This window comes from Bradyrhizobium sp. SOJA106 (assembly GCF_059448745.1).
Genome location: NZ_CM182549.1, coordinates 6,244,563 through 6,261,382, shown reverse-complemented (window position 1 = coordinate 6,261,382; position 16,820 = coordinate 6,244,563). Strand labels below are relative to the sequence as shown.

Sequence of the window (16,820 nt, the reverse complement as noted above, 5' to 3'; positions counted from 1 at the left end):
CGGCGCAAGCCGAGCGAGAAGGGTCTTGGACAGATGATCACCCGTCCTTCAGGATATAGTTTGCCAACACGTCCCCGCGTCCCGCGGAACCCGGTCCGTCAGCATGCCGCGGATGCGCTAGATATATCTCCTCGACTGTTCCCAAATGGCTGACAAAGAACCGGCTCTGCTCGCGCGGGACGAGCGCGGCTGGTATGTGCTGAACTACAGGATTTTTCGTCTCGCCAACCAACGCAGCGCTCACAGCTTCTGCGGGAAACCGCCAAACCAATTCTGTTGCGACTCGCGTGAATGACAGGGAGTGTTGATCGAGCAGTTCGCCAAATCGCGATCAAGTTGACGTTTTGTACGCCGAGCTCGTCTTTGCTGCGATTGCAGAGCCAGGCTGGTCTCCCAGGAAGTTCGGCAGTGGTCTCATTCAGGCCGAAGCTCATGGAGGCCTGAATCGAGCGATAGTTTCTGGTGCGGTGATCCATTCGATTGAACAAGGGCTCTGAGATCCCAATGAATTCGTTGGTTGGCCCTGCGACCTGCAACCAGACCCTTATGAGCGCCAGAAAGACGCTTCAGGTCGTTCAAAATCTACAGGCATCTTGAGGATGTTCGTTCTCGTTAGGTCGGGCCGTTTCTGTGGCGAAGCTGTGACCGGCCAATGGCTGCAACTGGTGAGGCCGATGCGATCGCACCTGCACGCGTTCCGCGGTATAGGCCGATAATGATGAAGCGCGTGAGATGGCGCAACGGGCGCTTGTCCGTCTGGACCTTCTGGCCCTTCATGGGACCACGATGCACGATTTGGGTCTCTCGAGCCCGCCAACAGATCCAGAGCAATCTAGCGGCTATTCGCGTGTCAACCACGGATCGCGTGGCAGGCCTTTCTTCGGCAGCTTTACCTTCACGACCCCGCGATGATATCCCTCGTCGGCGTGATGTTGATCGCGTCATGTTAGTCCCAGTACGGAATAGCTGGGCGCGCGATCATCAGCCAAAAGATGGCCAGGACGGCTGCGAACGCCGGAAATCCGAAGACGAACCACGACCGGAAGAGACGGTAATATTCGGCAGGCAACTTGCCGTCGGTCTCGATCGCGCGAATCGCAAGGTCCCGCATTCGCATTTGCATCCACACCACCGGCAGCCAGAAGGCGCCGGTCACCATATAGAGTGTGATGGACGCCGCAATCCATCCCTCGCCAAGGGAATACCCACTCGACCAAGCGAGCCATGTGCCCGTGATCGGCTGTAGGAGGACCGCACTCGCCGTGAACAGGAAATCAGCCAGCACGACCGTCCGCGCGACCCCCGCGATCTCGCGCGGGTCGCCGCGAACATGAGCCACCAGCATGAAGAACGCGATGCCGGCACCCGTGCCGAGCAGGACCGCAGCACCGATGATGTGCACCATCTTCATGAAGAAATAGAACATCAGCGATCCTCTCGAATCGCCATGGCGACGAGATTGAGCATGATGACCGGCCAGATCTTCAGCATTGGCCCAAGCGGATCGGCCCACAGCCGCGGCACCAGCGCCGTGCCGATGACGGCATAGGTGAGCGAGATGATCAGTGCTGCCCATAGCCCATAGCGGCTCAGAGGCCGCCAAAGAATTGCAAGGCCAATGACGATGTCGGCGAGCGCGCCGGCGATGACGGTGAGAGCCGCGATATTTTCTCGCAGCCGGCCTTCACGCAGCAACGACATTCCAAATTCCCAGCCCGGACCGAGCGAGATGATGCCCGTGACGATCCAGAACAGGCCGAAAACAACGAAAATCAGCGGCTTGAGCACATATAGCCGTGCAAACCAGCGTTCCTGCACCGAGGCCGGTTCGCGAACGAGTGCGGCTTCGATGTCACGCGGCCTTACGCCGGTGATCTGACGCCAGGGCTCAGCATCGCCGGTCGCGCCGCGCCGCATTTCTGCATGCGCGGTCGAGTTGATGGGTGTTGCCCAACCCAACATCTGCGCAACATCACCCATGCGATAAGCAGCCGAAGCCACCCAAGTTGGCAGGTGAAGGCGGTAAGCCGGCCTCCAGCGCAGCCAGGAGCGAAACAGCGCGACCGCATCGCTGAAGGCAATCCGTTCTGGACCGGGCAGATCAAGCGCGACGCGGGAGGGAGCGCCCGGCCGCAGGAAGAACACCACCGTCTCAACCACGTCGTCGAGATGCACCGGTTGAATAGCTGCGGTGTCTGGCATTACCGGTAGAACCGGGAGTGATGCCAGCCCTCGCAATAGCGCGCTGCCACCATAGGCCGGCCGGCCCACCACGACAGAAGGCCGCAGCACGACCCAATCGAGGTTCCTCGCCATCAAGGCGGCTTCGCCCTCGCCCTTGGTGCGAGAAAAATCGCTACGGGCGTCGCGATTGCTGCCGATGGCCGAGAACAGGATGACACGGCGGATTCCCGCGCTTTCACAGGCCGCGTAAAGCGTCGCGCTCCCGGCGACATGAAGGGCTTGCATGTTCTGGCCCTGCAGAGCACCCGACGCGTTGACGACGGCATCGACGCCGGCAAGAACTCCGTTCCATTTCGTAGCATCGGTAGCCCGAGCGACGTCAAGCGCGATGTGGTGCCTATCAGGTGCCGCTGGATGGCGAGACACCAGTACGCATTCGTGCCCTTCGGCGGACAGCCGCGCGTGGATTGCCGATCCAATGAGGCCCGTGCCCCCAACGAGAAGGATGCGCATAAACGGGTCCTTCGGTTGGCTGCGCAGAGCGCAAACCGCTGATCAAGCTCTGAAGATGCGGACGAATAAAGCGCGGCTGATGCAATCGTTCCTCGTGGCGGAACTAGTGAGTCGCCACAATTCTGTGTCGTTCGCTTTGGCACCGTCGGAGGCCTCAGTGAAGCGGCCGCTTCGCCGTCAAGCTGAGGCGCGGCCGATTATCGAATTTCTCTGAACAGGCTGCATCGGCCACAGCCCGGTCGATCCGTTGCCGCGCTATCTGCCCCATGAATCTATGCTGAGGGGCAGGCGACCAGATGCAGATTCGTTTTAGCAGGCATCGCAGGCAGTGGCTTGCCGACGATCCGCCTCAGCTCGGCCGCGACGCCATCCAGCACCGCGTGCTTCTCCTTCATCCGCTTGGAACGATTGTAGACCTTGCAAGTCGAGGTCGGTACGATCTGTGATCGGTCTTGCTCGCGGCATGGTCGAGGCATTCGAGAAATCCGTTCCTGAAGTTCCGCTAGTATTTACCGCGATAGCTATTGATCCTGTCGCGCACATCCCGGTGGGATGATTACCGGAAACGTGATGAACGGGGTCGGTGGCGAGGACGCGGTGACTCAAATGCGCATTGGCTTTTTCAAGCAGCTTGTTTCCGACTTGAAAAAGCTCGACATCATAGAACCGACCGTCGGGTCACCAGGAGAAAGAAGCACTGCGAAAGGCTGCGCCCCAATCTGGATTTGAGCTCGTCCACTACGGTGATGCGGCGGCGGGGTTCATCGGATTGTTAGGCCCGGCCGGTCTGAGTACTGTCGGACCGCGACTGACTGGTCTGTGCGACCAAACTTTGCTTTCGGAGCCAGTGCTCCGATCTGACTTGCGCCATGGCACCAGCGTTCGCAGCCATGGAGGCTATAAAGCAACCTATAAGGACCCTGTGCGCATTCCCGAACCAATCGCCTATATAGTCCTTTACGTCGCCCTCTACGCGGCGTTCGGAGCCGCATCTCCGTTCTGGCCAAAATTCTTCGAAACGCGAGCTTTGGCGTCTCAGCAGATCGGTCTGATCCTGGCTGCCGCAATGCTGACGCGGCTCGTTTTCGGACCGTTGGTTGCTATGCTGGCGGATCGGATCGGGTCATTGCGCCTCGTGCTCGCGGGCTGTGCTGCCGTGGCGGCCGCAGCAGCGGTCGCATTGCTTTGGGCAGATAAGTTCTGGTTCTTGCTTCTTGTCGCGTTGGTTCAGGCTGCCGCTCTTGCCCCCACCACCTCTATCGCCGATGCGTTGTCGGTCAATACAAGGAGGCCTCGGTTCGCGGGAAGGCCATTTGAGTACGGGTGGATACGGGGAGCTGCCTCCGCGGCTTTCGTTCTGGGAACACTGATGGCCGGACAACTCGTGAGCCCAGCCGATCTCACCCCTGTTATCTGGGTGAACGCTGCCTTCCTGATCGCCACCGCTGGCGCCACTGCATTGCTAGTTGAGCAAGCCAGATCGCAGACATCGCCGTCCTTTATTGTGTCAGAGATGAAAGCACTAATCAGCGTGTCGCAGTTTCGCATCATGATCATCGCATCAGCTTTGATCTATGGCAGTCATGCCGTGCACGATGCATTTGCAGTGATCAGGTGGAGCGATGCGGACATCAGCACCTCGGCGATTAGCTTCCTATGGTCAGAAGCGGTGGTTGCTGAAGTGTTGGTGTTCATGCTGGCCGGTCCAGCGCTCCTGGATAGGTTTGGCGTGCGTGGCGCGGCTATCTTGGCAGCTGCGGCCGGTATCGTCCGCTGGTCCGTAGCAGGCGTGACCACCTCGCTATTGCTGCTCTCGCTGATACAGCCGTTGCACGGACTAACGTTCGCTCTGCTTCATCTCGCTTGCATGCGAATGATGGCGACGCTGGTCGCAGCAAGCGTGGCCGCAACTGCTCAATCTCTCTATGCGTTTGGCTCCGGGTTGCTAACGGCAGTAATAACCTTCTTGTCCGGTGAACTGTATGGTTCTTTTGCCGGGGCGGCGTTCTTTCCTATGGCGGCGCTCTGCGTCCTCGCACTCCCATTCGCCTGGTTTGGCTTTGCCAATGGGAGGGGCTGATCCTTCGTTCGACCGAACGGGGGCCGTCGGTCGACGCGCCGCCGAAACGCAGAATTGGAACTGCGTCTCATGCCTCGGCCAGTCCGGGGGCCGGGCAAGATCCGGTTCGAGCCGTCGTTTGCAACCTGCATCTCATTCTCCGTCGGGACCACGTCGGAGCGTCTCGACGGAGAAGGCAGGCTAAAGATCTACACTGGCAGCGACGTACCCTCGAATTTTCAGCTTAGTTGTGTCTTCATGCGGACCTTGCAGAGAGGTGTCCGGATCCATTCGGCACGCCCTGAATCTCAAATACGGCACAACTTTCCCGATGCCGAAACGAAGGACCGCGGCGGCTCAACCAAGGAGCCGGCTGCGCCGAAACATGAAACCGGTCGGTGCGAACCTTCTGGCTACCTCCAACGCGCGGTTCTCGCAGCACTCCAGCGCAATTTTTTGGGAAAGCATAACATCTCCGACCGGCAGATTGCCTCGCGGCGTGAAACACAGGCCGCGCGTCGGACGGCCCTTTTCGTCGATCTCGCAGACGTTGGTCGACGCGCCCGCGTAGATCCGATATTGCCTGCCAGTGTCGCCACCGATGACCTCGAAATAGCCCTTTCCCGCGAACTGTGCACGTTGGGCCGGCGATAGCCACGTCCGCAACAGCTGCAGCGAGCGGCCCTCCGGAGTTCTCTCGGCGCCGTGTCTGAAGAAGAGAGCCCGAATGGCTCTCGCCCGCCGACGTTCATGTCGGGGAGATGATCTGAAGCCCAACATGGCGCGGGCCGATCACCCGCCGACGAGCCTAGGGAAGAAGACGGCTTCTTCCGCGTTTGGGTCAAACGATCGCATTTGCGATACTTGACCCGGACCCGTCCGGACCGCCGCGGTGAAGCCGGCGTCGGTCAGTTCGTAAAACCGCCGCTCCGCCCTCGCGAGTTCTCGTGCGTCGTCTGGATTGAAAAAATGGCGGGTGTCACCGGTGCTGTCCATCACGATTTGGATCGCCATGATCGTCTTCCTCGGAATGATGATGGCTAAGGACTTGATTCAAGTATCTGCCCGAAGTCGCGAACTTTCAAGACAAGAAGGGGGCAGCGCAACGCCGGGCTTGCCGAAAGTGGGCTATGCCGGTGACCCCTGTAGACCCGGCATCAACAGTGAACCGATTGCCAGCGGTATTAAGTTCCGATCGTATATGAAATGGCGGTGGCTGTTGATGGTTGAGCGCTCTGAGCGGAGCGTGTGCCGGAGAACCAAGTAGGAACCAATCGAAGAAAGGAGATTTGGTTTACGAGATGCATTTCGAAGGGTTTTAACTATGGCGATCGATGCTTTTAGAGGGACAACGCCGCTGTTTCTTCCTGAACGTTTTTTCATCGGGCGGTTAGAAGGTTGGGCAGTGCTCGAAAGTCTAGTTGGTGGACTACTGAAGCGCGCAACGATTGCTGGTCACGGCGGAACTAGATGCGGACACTGATACAGTGCTTTTCATCGAGGCATATACATTTGACGATGGTCATAGCGACACTCTGCATTGGACGATCCGAAAGGGCGAGGAAGGCAAGTACACGGGCCTGGAAAACCGACTGGAAGGTGAAGCCTTTGGGGAGCAAGCCGGTTGCGCATTCCATTGGAAATACACGCGCGATACACCGCAAGGGGAGGGCAAATCGCTCAAGTTAAACTTCGACGATTGGTTTTATGGAATCGATGAACGAGCTTGCATAGTCCGCGGCCGTGCTGGCCGTGCTGGCATCCCGTTTGCGACGGCGCACGTTACTTACCACAAGCTTTAACTTCGCTGGTGTCCGCTACTGCCACGGGCGAGAGCGGGTGAGGGCCCCGGGGGAGATCGAACCGCGAGCGCATTGACAGCGCGCGAGACGCTTTCGTTCAATCCTACAAAAGTCGAGGAGGCTTGCGGATAACGCGGCCAACTTGCACGTCCGCATCTGATGCTGTGGACGGCTCCTCCACCGGCACGGGAGTGCCAAAGAGTGGGTGCCGTTTTAAGGCTCCCGCGATTCGGAGGAGCGGCCTATGCAGTCAATTTCGACGATTGGCCTTGATATTGCGAAGTCGGTCTTCCAAGTGCACGGCGTTGATGCAGCCGGCCAGGCGGTCGTACGCCGTCAGTTGAGGCGCAGCCACGTCTTGAACGTTTTTCCAGAAATTGCCGCCATGCCTGGTGGGGATCGGAGCTTGCGCATCATCGCACCATTGGTTCCGTGAATTGCAGGCGTTGGGACATACGGTGCGATTGATGCCTCCGGCATATGTGAAGCCCTACGTCAAGAACGACGCTAGGGACGCGGAGGCGATCTGTGAAGCGGTGACGAGGCCCAACATGCGGTTCGTGCCGACCAAGACAGTCGAGCAACAGAGCTGTCTGATGCTTCACCGAGCGCGCCAACTCTTCATCCGCCAGCAGACCGCGATCATCAACTCCATCCGCGCCTATCTAGCCGAGTTCGGGATTGTCGCCCCTGTTGGGCGGCGAGGCGTCGAGCAGCTGCTGGAAGTCGTCGCCGATAAAGCCGAAGGCCGAGTCCCGGAGGTTGCCGGATGTGCCTTGCTGCTCTTGGCGGTCAGCGCGCGCTGAATGTCAAACGCCATCCGGAACTGCCCCCTTTGCGTCACGAAGAACTGCCCCCACCATCGGGATTATGATCTCGGTTGAAGGTTGTTTCCGCCGGTGACGGGCCGGAGGGAGGCGGAGCCGACCGGAGGGCCGTCACCGGCGGTCGGCGTCTTGATAAGGCCGCTTTTGCGCTTGGCGCGGAGCCGGTAGCTGTCGCCGCGGATCGTCAGCACGTGGCTGTGATGCAGGAGCCGGTCAAGGATCGCGGTGGCGACCACGGGATCGGCGAACACCGTACCCCATTCGGCAACGCTGCGGTTCGACGTGATCAGCATCGCGCCGGTTTCGTATCGCCGGCTGACTAGTTGGAAGAACAGATGGGCCGCGTCAGGTTCCAGAGGCAGGTAGCCGAGTTCGTCGACGATGAGCAGCTTTGGCTTCGACAGCGCGAGAAGTTTCTCGTCTAGGCGTCGCTCGCCGTGCGCCTTGGCAAGGCCAGCGACCAGCGTCGTCGCCGTGGTGAACTGTACCGTGTATCCGGCCAGGATCGCCTCTCGCCCGAGCGCGATCGACAAGTGCGTCTTACCTACGCCTGGCGGGCCGAGCAGCAGCACGTTTTCTCCGTTGGCTATCCAACGTGATGCGGCAAGATCACGGATCTGCTTTGGATCAATTGACGGCTGCGCCTCGAAGTCGAAGCCAGCAAGCTCCTTCACCGCCGGGAAGTGTGCGAGCTTCAGCGCCATCTCTATGCGGCGATGGTCCTTGCGTGCGATCTCGCGCTCGCACAGCAGGATCAGCGTCTCACGCGCCGACAGGTTCGCGCGCGCCGCCTCGTCGAGCAGGCTGTCGAGCTGATCGCGGATACCGGAGAGCTGCAGTCGCGCCAGCATGGCATCGAGCGGATCGGTCGTTGCTTCCATTATCTTCTTTGCCCGCGCCATCAGAAGCTTCCTCCGACCACGGCTTCGTATTCGGCAAGAGGGCGCAATAACGACGGCGGTGAGGACGGCGCCATCACCACCGCCGCCGCGATCTCAGCCCGGCGGACCGCGCCGTTGCGACCAGCAACACCATCGAGATGGGCGGTGTCGATGATCCGCAGCCGGCGTCCATCCGATTGCTTGTGGATCGCAACCTGGTGCAATCCATGGCGGATCCGCACTTCCCCGGCCGCGATCGTTACCGCCACGCGCTCGCCAATCAGGCGCCACGGCACTGAGTAGCTGTTCGTGTCGATCTCGACGGCACAATCATGGCCGACGACGCGGGTCAGTTCACGCAACGATCCGAACGACGGTTGCCCGCTAAGCGGCTTCAACCGGTGGGCCTCGTCACGCGCAAAGCGAGCAATCGGCGCCTCGCCGGTCGTGCCGTGGATTCGCACGTTCGCCACCTCACGCTCCCACCCGGCCAGATGCGCCTCGAATGCCTCCCAGCTCGCGAAGGAATGCCCCGCGATCGCGTTCTTCTTCACGTAACCGACGCCATTCTCCGTCTTGCCCTTCGTCCGCGCCCGATACGGCGCGCAGGCGCGAGGACGGAAGCCCCAATGCTTCGCGAAGGCTATCAGCTTGTCGTTAAATTGGACCGACCGGCTCACTGCGTCGTGGCGCACGACAAGCGCGCGTGGATTGTCCATCAGCACTTCCTCCGGCACACCGCTGAAGGTCATGAATGTGCTCTCGAGCCCGGCGAACCAATGCTCCTGCCTCTCGGCTCGGAACGCACGCACATGGAGCCGCCGCGAGTGTCCGAGCGTCGCCACGAACACGAACGCTTTTATCTTCGCCCCGCTGATCTCGACCAGACGCTCGCCGAAGTCGATCTGCAGCTGCCGGCCCGGCGGCGTCTCGAACCGCGTCGTCGCCAGCGCCTTCGCCTTCAGCGCCTGGCGATACGGCTGCACGGCCCGTTGTAGGGTTCGCCGGCTGACCGCCACGTCTTTCTCGGCCAACAGGTCCTGGCGCACCACATCCGCATTGCCCCGATGCCTGATGAACCGCTCGCGCAGCCAACCTTCAAGGCCGTCGAGCCGCTTCGCCCGCTCAGGCGACTTGAACGGCTTCACACCGCCCGCCGCCACGTAGCCCTTCACCGTGTGATGACTGCAGCCCAGCTGCCGCGCAATCCGCTTCAGACCCCACCCGCACGCCCTCAGGCGCAACATCTCCGCCACGTCATCCGGCGTCTTCATCACCTGCCCCCGTGGATCAATCCACGACGAGCTTTCCGCGATTCGTTCCTCTTTCATTCACTCTCTCCTCGGCTATCCAAGGAGGGGGCAATTCCTCATGACGCCGAGGGGGCAGTTTTCCATGGCGCGCGACAGCTGAAAGGCCCAGATCCTGGAGTTCGACCGCCGCATCATCGCCTGGCATCGATCAAACACGACGAGCAAGCGGCCGGGCGCGATCCCTGGCGTCGGTCCGGCGCTGGCAACAGCGCTGGTCGCCAGCATTGTTGGAACAATAGGAACAAGCAGTCTACGCCTCGGGTTGGGCCCGAGTTAAGCACGATCATTCATTCTCTTGTAGGGGCGCTCTTGTAGGGGCGGAACCGTGGCCGAGGGCCGTCTCGATGACCGATATTATCCTGCATCACTACGAGATCTCTCCCTATTCGGAGAAAGTTCGGCTCGGTCTTGGTCTGAAAGGTTTGGCCTGGGGATCGGTGGTAATCCCCGTCACCATGCCAAAACCCGACCTGACGGCGCTGACCGGAGGCTACCGAAAGACGCCCGTGTTGCAGATCGGCGCAGACATATATTGCGACAGCCAGTTGATCATGCGCGAACTCGAGCGCCGGCATCCTAACCCGAGCTTTTATCCCGCCGGCCACGGCGCGGCCGATGCGCTTGCCTGGTGGGCCGAGAAGACAACGTTCAGCCCGGCTGCGAGCATCGTGTTCGCGAAGAGACCCGACGCGTTGCCCAAGGGATTTCTCGAAGACCGGGCCAAGTTCTCCGGCCGAAATATCGATCCCGCCGCGATGAAGGCGGCAATACCGAACTCGCTCGATCAGTTGCGCGCACATTTGGATTGGCTGAATCAAATGCTGACTGACGGGCGCTCATTCCTGCAGGGCTCTGCCCCTAGCCTTGCCGATCTCGCCGCCTACCATCCGGTTTGGTTCTTGCAGCAAAACTTCGGACCGTTGGCGGCGCCGCTCGACGGCTTTCCGAGCCTGCTGAATTGGACGGAGCGAATTGCCGCAATCGGCCACGGCAGGCCGAGCCCAATGACCTCGAAAAAAGCGCTCAACGCGGCGAAGGACGCTACGTCGATCGCCAGCGAAATTCCCGATCCACGAGAGCCGACCGGCTGGAAACCTGGTCAGACAGTGACCGTCACGCCGGATGACACCGGACGCGACCCGGTCGTCGGCGAGTTGGTCACCTCGGGCGTCCATGAGATCGTCATCCGACGCAGCGATCCCGCGGCCGGAGAGGTCTGTGTGCATTTCCCACGCGCCGGTTTTGTCGTGATGTCAGCCTGACTTGCCGATTGAGCCGCCGACGCAGTCCGAACTCGCTGTCAATCTCAAGACGGCGAAAGCACTCGGTCTCGCACTTTCGAGCGTGATCGCGCCCGCGCTGACGAGGTGATCGAGTAGCCGACTGACTTCCGGTTATCGCCCTGATGAGACCTGCGCGGCTCGTAATGGTTGCGCCGCAAAGCTTCTGTTTTGTCCGGTAGACGGCACCAGTCACGTCTGAGAGCGTTGCCGTAGAGAGAACGGCCCTGCGCTGAGCGAGGGACTATGATGCGAAATCAAATGATCAAGGTTGGGGAGGCGGAGCTCGAATGTACCTTGCACGGATCAGGAGAAGCGCTGGTCCTGTTGGCGAATGCAGCACTGGTTACTTCGATCCCCTTGCCCGCCGATTGGCTGCCGGCGGGCTGCAGATTATTGCCGTCAACATGCGCGGCGTCGGAAGCAGCACCGGACCCCTCGATGGCGTCTCGCTGCAAGATCTCGCCGCCGATGTGGCCGGCGTGATCGAGATGCTCGGCTGTGCTCCGGCCCACATCCTCGGTCATGCCTTCGGCAACAGGGTAGCCCGCTGCCTGGCGGCCGATCGTCCGGAATTGGTTCGCAGCCTGATCCTGCTCGCGGCCGGCGGGCTGATCGCATTGGCTACGCCCCTCGGCACGGCCTTTCGTAATGCCGGCGAGGCAAGACGTAGGGGACCAGAGTGCGCGGCGCTCGGCGCGCGGTGGCTGTCGCCGGCATCGGATCCCAATGTGCTGCAGCCCGTCGAGTGCTGGCCGCAGGTGCATATCGCGCAGATCGCGACGAGCCGCCAGACACCGCTGGAACACTGGTGGACTGGTGGAACCGCGCCGATGCTTGTGGTCCAAGGGATCGATGACGACGCGGCGCCACCCGGTAATGGCCATGCGCTTCGCAAGACCTTGGGAACCGGGTTACGGTCGTCGACATTCCGCAAGCCGGGCATTTCATGCTGCTAGAACAGCCGCAGCCAGTCTTCGATGCCGTCCACGATTTCATCACACGAATTGGCACGAGCAGGGCATGACCTGCTCAGCGAAGAACATTCTACCACGTGCTGTTCGCCCGCACCGGCTACCTCACGCAGCGGCTCCAAGTGGCGCAACGTGAGCTTACGCAAGGAAGAGCTGCTCACCAACCAATCCGGTCGTCAACTTTCGATCTGACCGCTGCCAAGGCACTCGGCCTCGCCGTGCCGGATAGGCTGCTCATCGCCGACGAGTTGACCGAATAAGTTCGCCTTGCTGCAACTGCTCGCGGCGGGTTATGGGCCCAAGGCCGACATGCAGCCTGGCAGCATCAACGTCCCTTCCGAGCACAAAGCGGACGACTTACAAGGGTTCCTTCACCTTAATCTAGGGATACATCCTAACGGGCAATAGCCGAAGATCGCTTCGCGCTGAAGAGTGAGGCCGCTGCTGCTGGGGGCCAAACGGAGTCGTCCGATGGGTGTCGCAGGCTGGCGCTTTGCGCATATGAAGCGAACGCTCCGCGTCCGGGCGGTCGCTATTGGCGTGCTGGAAGAGCTGCCGTTTATCTGCCCAGTGGCGGTCGTAATCGGCTCGCTGATCATGATCGGCATCACCCTCTACAAGGATTGGCTGCAGTGAGCTGCGTTACACGGCCGGAGCTGCTTTTACGATCTCAGTATTGAGATGTTCCGCTCGGTGGGCCGAGGACTATGCGTGTGTTGATCTCTTCCCTGTGGATTGCACGCGCAAAGTTCGACATTTGCAGCTTTCAGTCGTGCGCGCTCAAATCGAAGGTGCTTCTCTGTAGAGAAGGAGGGGCCGATCGATGACGCAGTTCAATTCTGTTTTGGTCGCGGTTGCTCTGGCGCTCACTGCCTACTTTGGCGTAGCCGCTTGGAAAGCCACTGCAGATGATCGCCGCGATCAGACTTTTATTCATACGATGGAACTACCTGCGGCGCTAACGCAACAGTAGCGGAGTAACGTGCATCGGCCATCATTTGTGAGAAGTCAGGGTATCCCAGCCCGGCTAGGATCCCAGCGATGGCTAGACGGAAACCGATCTTACCTATCGATGTTTTGCTGATAGTTGCGATCAACGTTGTCGTCGCGGTTGTGGTCTATTACTTGATCGTACTTTGGGGATTGATGGAGGGCTGAGGCAACAATCGGACAGCCGGGTGAGCCTGCCAACCTCAACGGACCGTGATCCGGCCACGGCCGGTTCCGCGCCTTCGCCTCGTCCCAAGGCGCGCGCATCCATACATCGCAAGCCTCGACAGCGCGGTGATAAAGTATTGAGAGTGCGGTTTGTGTTCAAACTGAGTTCGTCCGTACCTTGCTGTCCCGCAAGCGCCGAACGTAGTAGCCTTGTCTCTCAACGGCCAATCTAATCTCGTCGCTGACCCTAGAAACTCTTTTTTTGCTCTTCCGCCATTTGATCGATGGGTCAAGTGCCGGGATCGGAGAGCCTTTGCTTAAGACGAGGAAATCACGTTTACGATTGAAATAGATTTCAAACATCTTTACCCCCGGCCACTTAATCAATGCCTCGGATGCTGCACGGCCAATTGATGTGCAGCGCGGTAAAAATTGCCGCCGAAATTCAAATCCAGAAACGATCCGATGCAAGCCCGCCCCGCTGTGAATAGCGGGGATGATGCTGCGTAATTATTTCTCCAGTAAGATTTTATGCTTGTATGTTGTTCGCATGTCACGCCCACACACCAGTTCTCTTCTTGATGCATACGAACTCGAGATTGACGAGGTCGTCGCCGCTTGTGACGGTGACGTACGCGGCGCGCTTAGGGCATTGATGCTTGTTAATGAGCAGCTAGAGCAACGATTGGAGCGGATGAGCGCTCAATTGGATGATCAGTCAGAGAACCATCAGCCCCAGGGCGTGCTCCACTGACACAATCTTTCTTTGCGAGCCGGCGCGCGGTTGGGCGGATGCCTTAGCATATCACGGCGACCACTTCCGGCGCCTGTGTTGCGCTCGATGAGCGCCCGATAGTCGGAATGCACGTTGGGGGCATCGCTGTAGGAATTTGCCTACGCGCGGCCGAAATGGGTGGCCCCCGTGGAGAGTACACGGCGCCGTCGAAGCTCGATTAAAGTATTGATCGGGCTCCCAAGCAAGGCGACGCGCTGACGTAGTCGCGGCCAGCCTCGGCCGCCCAATTGAACAGAGCACTGGCCACCTTCCGCATGTTCCGCCCATTGCTGACCGAGGGCTTACCAAACTCGCCCGCGACAATGTCCTTCGAGAGCGTCGCGATGTCATTCTTGGTGACCTCTCGCGCCAGTTTCTTGCCAAGCCGGGCACCGAGAGAAGCGCCGCAGATGGCTGGCGGTGTTCTCCCGCGCCTCCAGCCGGGGCCGCCGCTCGCCGTCCGGCTGCGGACGGGCGTCTTCATCCAGTCGATCCGCTCCTCGATGATCTCGGAGACGGTCTTGCAGTTCTGCGCGGCCTTCGCCTTCTGGCCGCGGAAGGTCTCGGCAAGTGCCTTGGCTCCCATGCCCTTGAGACCATAAACCTTGCCGCGGGCGTCCTCGACGATGAAGGTCTCGGGGTGTAGACGCCCAGCCAACCGGTGCCTTGCTTGCTGGTCTGCCGGTCGGTGAATTTGAACGAGGAAGTGGCGATCGGCGGTGTTGCTGAGGTAGAGGCCGGCGCATTTACGCTCGTAGATTTTGGTGCGCCCGGTCACCCGCTTCTCGCACATGCGGTCAGTCAAGATGACGCTGCTCTTGCTGCCCCGCTTGCCAGCGGGGCGGCAATGGTAGTCTCCATGTGGTTTCGGCTCCTAAGCCTGAGACCAAAGGGCCGAAATTCGAGCTTGGTCCCGGCCCCGATTTGGCGAACACGCAAGGAACAGCCCGAAACAAGCCTAAGCAGAAAGTGCTTACTTAATTTCACGGTATTTCACCGAGGCCCGAAAGCTAGTCGTGTGGCCCTTTCCGCCAGCAGTTTTTTGGGATTGTGGAAATGGATATAAGCTCTTGTAAATAAGTATTTTTTTCTTGATTTTTCGAGGTGGCAGACCGGCCCTGCGGAAACTCGCCGGGCCCTATTAGGCCCTATTTGAATGGCGGGCGCGCGACTGCCTTGCAATCCCCCGGGGTAGCCGAAGTGCTGCGTTGCCGCGGGGCGCCTGTGGCTCAGTTGTTCGTTCGGAACGCGGTCCAATCTGACCAGTTTGCAATCTGCACCGTCGCTGTAGGACGAGGCCCCAGGCAATGCCCCGAGCTAAAGCGCATGCCGCCGCCATCCTGCGGGAATATCACAAAGCCGAGGCCGAATTGATCGGCAAGGCAGTCGTGCTCACGGACGGCAAGGCGGGGACCGTCGAGGGATTACATTTGGACGAGGCGCACGGTTTGCGTCTTTCCGTGGCTGGCCATCCCGGCAAATGGCCCGTCTCGACAATCAAGCTGGTGGAGAAGTGACGGGCCTGCCGACGCCATCTTGTGGACGCCCCGCCACTGCTAGCCTCCATAAGGTCAGTCACCAAGATGCCTGCTAAAATGGCGATGCCAGAATGCCCAAGGTGGGCCGGTATCCGACCTATGGCATTCGGCATATGGGCTTGGCCGAGTGAAGATCAAAAAATTCGCGATCGATTGGCGAAGAGATCAGCTGGGTACCCCGGCCTCTCTGTTTCTGGCGCAAGAGGTACTTTATGTCTTTTGACCCGATGGCCGCTGCCGTCGATTGGCTGGATGCCTACCGCGCGGGCGATATCGAAACGCTACTCGAAATGTACGCCGAAGATGCCGTGATCTATTGCGATTGTAACCAATTGGCGATCTCCGGCAGAGAAAACCTGCGTGGCTACTGGGTTATCCATCTGCAGGAAAACCCAGCTGCCGAGCTGGATAATCTTCAGCCCTCGCACGGTGGCGCAATGATCTCGTACGTCAGCGGGGAAAACGTAGTGCAGGCGGTCTTGGACTTTAATGGCGCCGGGAAAATCAGGACACTGAGCTGCGGCCCGCGACAGCACGCCCAGTCCAGCTCCTGCCAAGGCGCGGTCTGCTAAGGGTCACGATCAGGTATCCTGGACTTGCCTGCTTGGTCCCTCATTTGCGCCAAAAGCGAACGCTCGGACTTATGATGGGGTGGACGCCCCGCCGACGGCATCGATGTGCCAAAGCGGAGGTGTTTAGCACCACTTAAGGGAGGCGTCCGTGTTGCAGGTTAGCGCAATCGGTCTGGATATCGCCAAACATGTTTTCCACGTTCATGGAGCGGACGGGAAAGGACGGGCAGTATTCAGCAAAACGGATCAGCCGAGGAAAGCTCTTGGATTTCTTCGCAGCTCAGCCGAGTTGATGTGGCAGAGCCCGACAGCTCACGCAGCTTGGCCATCAGGTTCGGCTGATCCCATCCGCTTATGTAAAACCGTTTGTAAAGCGGCAAAAGAACGACGCGATCGATGCCGAGGCGATCTGCGAAGCTGCGCAGCGGCCGAGCATGCGGTTCGTTGCCGCGAAGAGTGAGGGAGCAACAGGCTGCGGGTCTGGTGTTTCGAACCCGGGACCTGTTGGTGCGGCAGCGAACTCAGCTCATGAACGCGATCCGAGGACACCTCACGGAATATGGTGGATAGCGCCCAAGGGTCCATCGCATTTGGAGACGCTTGCCGACCTCATCGAGGGAGAAGCGATGGCCAGCTCCCTTCCCGAAGCGGCTCGTGTGATGCTAGCCCTTCTGGCGAGTTGAATGGCAAGATCGTGGATCTTGACAAGGAGATCGCGCGACGTGCTCGCGAGGACGAGGTATCGCGCAGCTGATGACCATTCCTGGCATCGGCCCGATCTCCGCCACTGCGATCGCCGCCCTAGCACCGCCGGCCGAGACCTTTGCCAAGGGCCGCGACTTTGCCGCCTGGTTGGTCTCACGCCTCTTCAAGATGGGAGAGCGAACGCTTACACGCTCTAAAAGGCACCGCAGCGCGATCCTTGCTCGCGGGGGAACTTCCGG

General features: G+C 60.0%; 17 protein-coding genes and 2 pseudogenes. 12 read left to right on the top strand and 7 right to left on the bottom strand.

Annotated features, from left to right (window positions below):
• Window positions 1–946 precede the first annotated feature (946 nt).
• Both AC5V87_RS29530 and AC5V87_RS29525 read right to left on the bottom strand, forming a co-directional pair.
• Complete coding sequence (locus tag AC5V87_RS29530) at window positions 947–1,426, bottom strand: DUF2269 family protein (protein ID WP_495368556.1); 480 nt, start codon at window positions 1,424–1,426, stop codon at window positions 947–949.
• Window positions 1,426–2,697: an SDR family oxidoreductase gene (locus AC5V87_RS29525; protein ID WP_495368555.1), complete on the bottom strand. Its 1,272-nt coding sequence runs from the start codon at window positions 2,695–2,697 to the stop codon at window positions 1,426–1,428. The genes AC5V87_RS29530 and AC5V87_RS29525 overlap by 1 nt, the downstream gene beginning before the upstream one ends.
• A gap of 570 nt (window positions 2,698–3,267) precedes the next feature.
• Here AC5V87_RS29525 and AC5V87_RS29520 point away from each other — a divergent pair.
• A complete protein-coding gene (locus AC5V87_RS29520) occupies window positions 3,268–3,426 on the top strand; it encodes a hypothetical protein (protein ID WP_495368554.1) in 159 nt (52 codons plus the stop codon).
• Between the two features lie 133 nt (window positions 3,427–3,559).
• On the top strand, window positions 3,560–4,777 hold the full coding sequence (locus tag AC5V87_RS29515) for an MFS transporter (protein WP_495368553.1): 1,218 nt from the start codon (window positions 3,560–3,562) through the stop codon (window positions 4,775–4,777).
• A 336-nt stretch (window positions 4,778–5,113) separates the two neighbouring features.
• On the opposite strand, the gene AC5V87_RS29510 is transcribed toward AC5V87_RS29515, so the two are convergent.
• The gene (locus tag AC5V87_RS29510) at window positions 5,114–5,536 is read right to left on the bottom strand and encodes a hypothetical protein (RefSeq protein WP_456836912.1); all 423 of its coding nucleotides are present in this window, start codon (window positions 5,534–5,536) and stop codon (window positions 5,114–5,116) included.
• 12 nt (window positions 5,537–5,548) lie between these two features.
• Window positions 5,549–5,770 (bottom strand): hypothetical protein, encoded by a 222-nt coding sequence (locus tag AC5V87_RS29505; protein ID WP_456836913.1) that lies wholly within the window; start codon window positions 5,768–5,770, stop codon window positions 5,549–5,551.
• A 434-nt stretch (window positions 5,771–6,204) separates the two neighbouring features.
• On the opposite strand from AC5V87_RS29505, the gene AC5V87_RS29500 reads away from it, so the two are divergent.
• Both AC5V87_RS29500 and AC5V87_RS29495 read left to right on the top strand, forming a co-directional pair.
• Complete coding sequence (locus tag AC5V87_RS29500) at window positions 6,205–6,558, top strand: DUF3833 family protein (protein ID WP_495368552.1); 354 nt, start codon at window positions 6,205–6,207, stop codon at window positions 6,556–6,558.
• A 244-nt stretch (window positions 6,559–6,802) separates the two neighbouring features.
• A pseudogene (locus AC5V87_RS29495) lies at window positions 6,803–7,346 on the top strand (IS110 family RNA-guided transposase); the annotation flags it as partial.
• Window positions 7,347–7,426: 80 nt separating this feature from the next.
• Here AC5V87_RS29495 and istB read toward each other — a convergent pair.
• Together istB and istA are read right to left on the bottom strand one after the other, a co-directional pair.
• Window positions 7,427–8,287 carry an IS21-like element helper ATPase IstB gene (gene istB / locus AC5V87_RS29490; RefSeq protein WP_456836904.1) on the bottom strand — a complete coding sequence of 287 codons (861 nt, stop codon included), beginning with the start codon at window positions 8,285–8,287 and terminating at the stop codon, window positions 7,427–7,429.
• The gene (gene istA / locus AC5V87_RS29485) at window positions 8,287–9,597 is read right to left on the bottom strand and encodes an IS21 family transposase (protein WP_495368551.1); all 1,311 of its coding nucleotides are present in this window, start codon (window positions 9,595–9,597) and stop codon (window positions 8,287–8,289) included. The genes istB and istA overlap by 1 nt, the downstream gene beginning before the upstream one ends.
• Window positions 9,598–9,923: 326 nt before the next feature.
• On the opposite strand from istA, the gene AC5V87_RS29480 reads away from it, so the two are divergent.
• The 5 genes from AC5V87_RS29480 to AC5V87_RS29460 all read left to right on the top strand — a co-directional run bounded on the left by AC5V87_RS29480 (window position 9,924) and on the right by AC5V87_RS29460 (window position 13,745).
• Window positions 9,924–10,841 carry a glutathione S-transferase family protein gene (locus tag AC5V87_RS29480; protein WP_456836915.1) on the top strand — a complete coding sequence of 306 codons (918 nt, stop codon included), beginning with the start codon at window positions 9,924–9,926 and terminating at the stop codon, window positions 10,839–10,841.
• 308 nt (window positions 10,842–11,149) lie between these two features.
• Window positions 11,150–11,818 (top strand): alpha/beta fold hydrolase, encoded by a 669-nt coding sequence (locus tag AC5V87_RS29475; RefSeq protein ID WP_495368550.1) that lies wholly within the window; start codon window positions 11,150–11,152, stop codon window positions 11,816–11,818.
• Between the two features lie 486 nt (window positions 11,819–12,304).
• Entirely contained in the window at window positions 12,305–12,469 is a 165-nt protein-coding gene (locus AC5V87_RS29470; RefSeq protein ID WP_456836917.1) for a hypothetical protein, read from the top strand.
• A 187-nt stretch (window positions 12,470–12,656) separates the two neighbouring features.
• Window positions 12,657–12,806 carry a hypothetical protein gene (locus AC5V87_RS29465; RefSeq protein ID WP_456836918.1) on the top strand — a complete coding sequence of 50 codons (150 nt, stop codon included), beginning with the start codon at window positions 12,657–12,659 and terminating at the stop codon, window positions 12,804–12,806.
• A 681-nt stretch (window positions 12,807–13,487) separates the two neighbouring features.
• A complete protein-coding gene (locus AC5V87_RS29460) occupies window positions 13,488–13,745 on the top strand; it encodes a hypothetical protein (RefSeq protein ID WP_456836919.1) in 258 nt (85 codons plus the stop codon).
• A 199-nt stretch (window positions 13,746–13,944) separates the two neighbouring features.
• On the opposite strand, the gene AC5V87_RS29455 is transcribed toward AC5V87_RS29460, so the two are convergent.
• Window positions 13,945–14,571 carry a hypothetical protein gene (locus tag AC5V87_RS29455; protein WP_495368549.1) on the bottom strand — a complete coding sequence of 209 codons (627 nt, stop codon included), beginning with the start codon at window positions 14,569–14,571 and terminating at the stop codon, window positions 13,945–13,947.
• A gap of 502 nt (window positions 14,572–15,073) precedes the next feature.
• Between AC5V87_RS29455 and AC5V87_RS29450 the strand changes: the two genes are divergently transcribed.
• From AC5V87_RS29450 to AC5V87_RS29440, 3 genes and pseudogenes are all read left to right on the top strand, one after another.
• The gene (locus AC5V87_RS29450; RefSeq protein WP_495368548.1) at window positions 15,074–15,283 is read left to right on the top strand and encodes a PRC-barrel domain containing protein; all 210 of its coding nucleotides are present in this window, start codon (window positions 15,074–15,076) and stop codon (window positions 15,281–15,283) included.
• 233 nt (window positions 15,284–15,516) lie between these two features.
• Entirely contained in the window at window positions 15,517–15,876 is a 360-nt protein-coding gene (locus AC5V87_RS29445; protein WP_456836921.1) for a nuclear transport factor 2 family protein, read from the top strand.
• 148 nt (window positions 15,877–16,024) lie between these two features.
• Window positions 16,025–16,773, top strand: a pseudogene (locus AC5V87_RS29440) (IS110 family RNA-guided transposase); the annotation flags it as partial.
• Window positions 16,774–16,820: the final 47 nt, after the last annotated feature.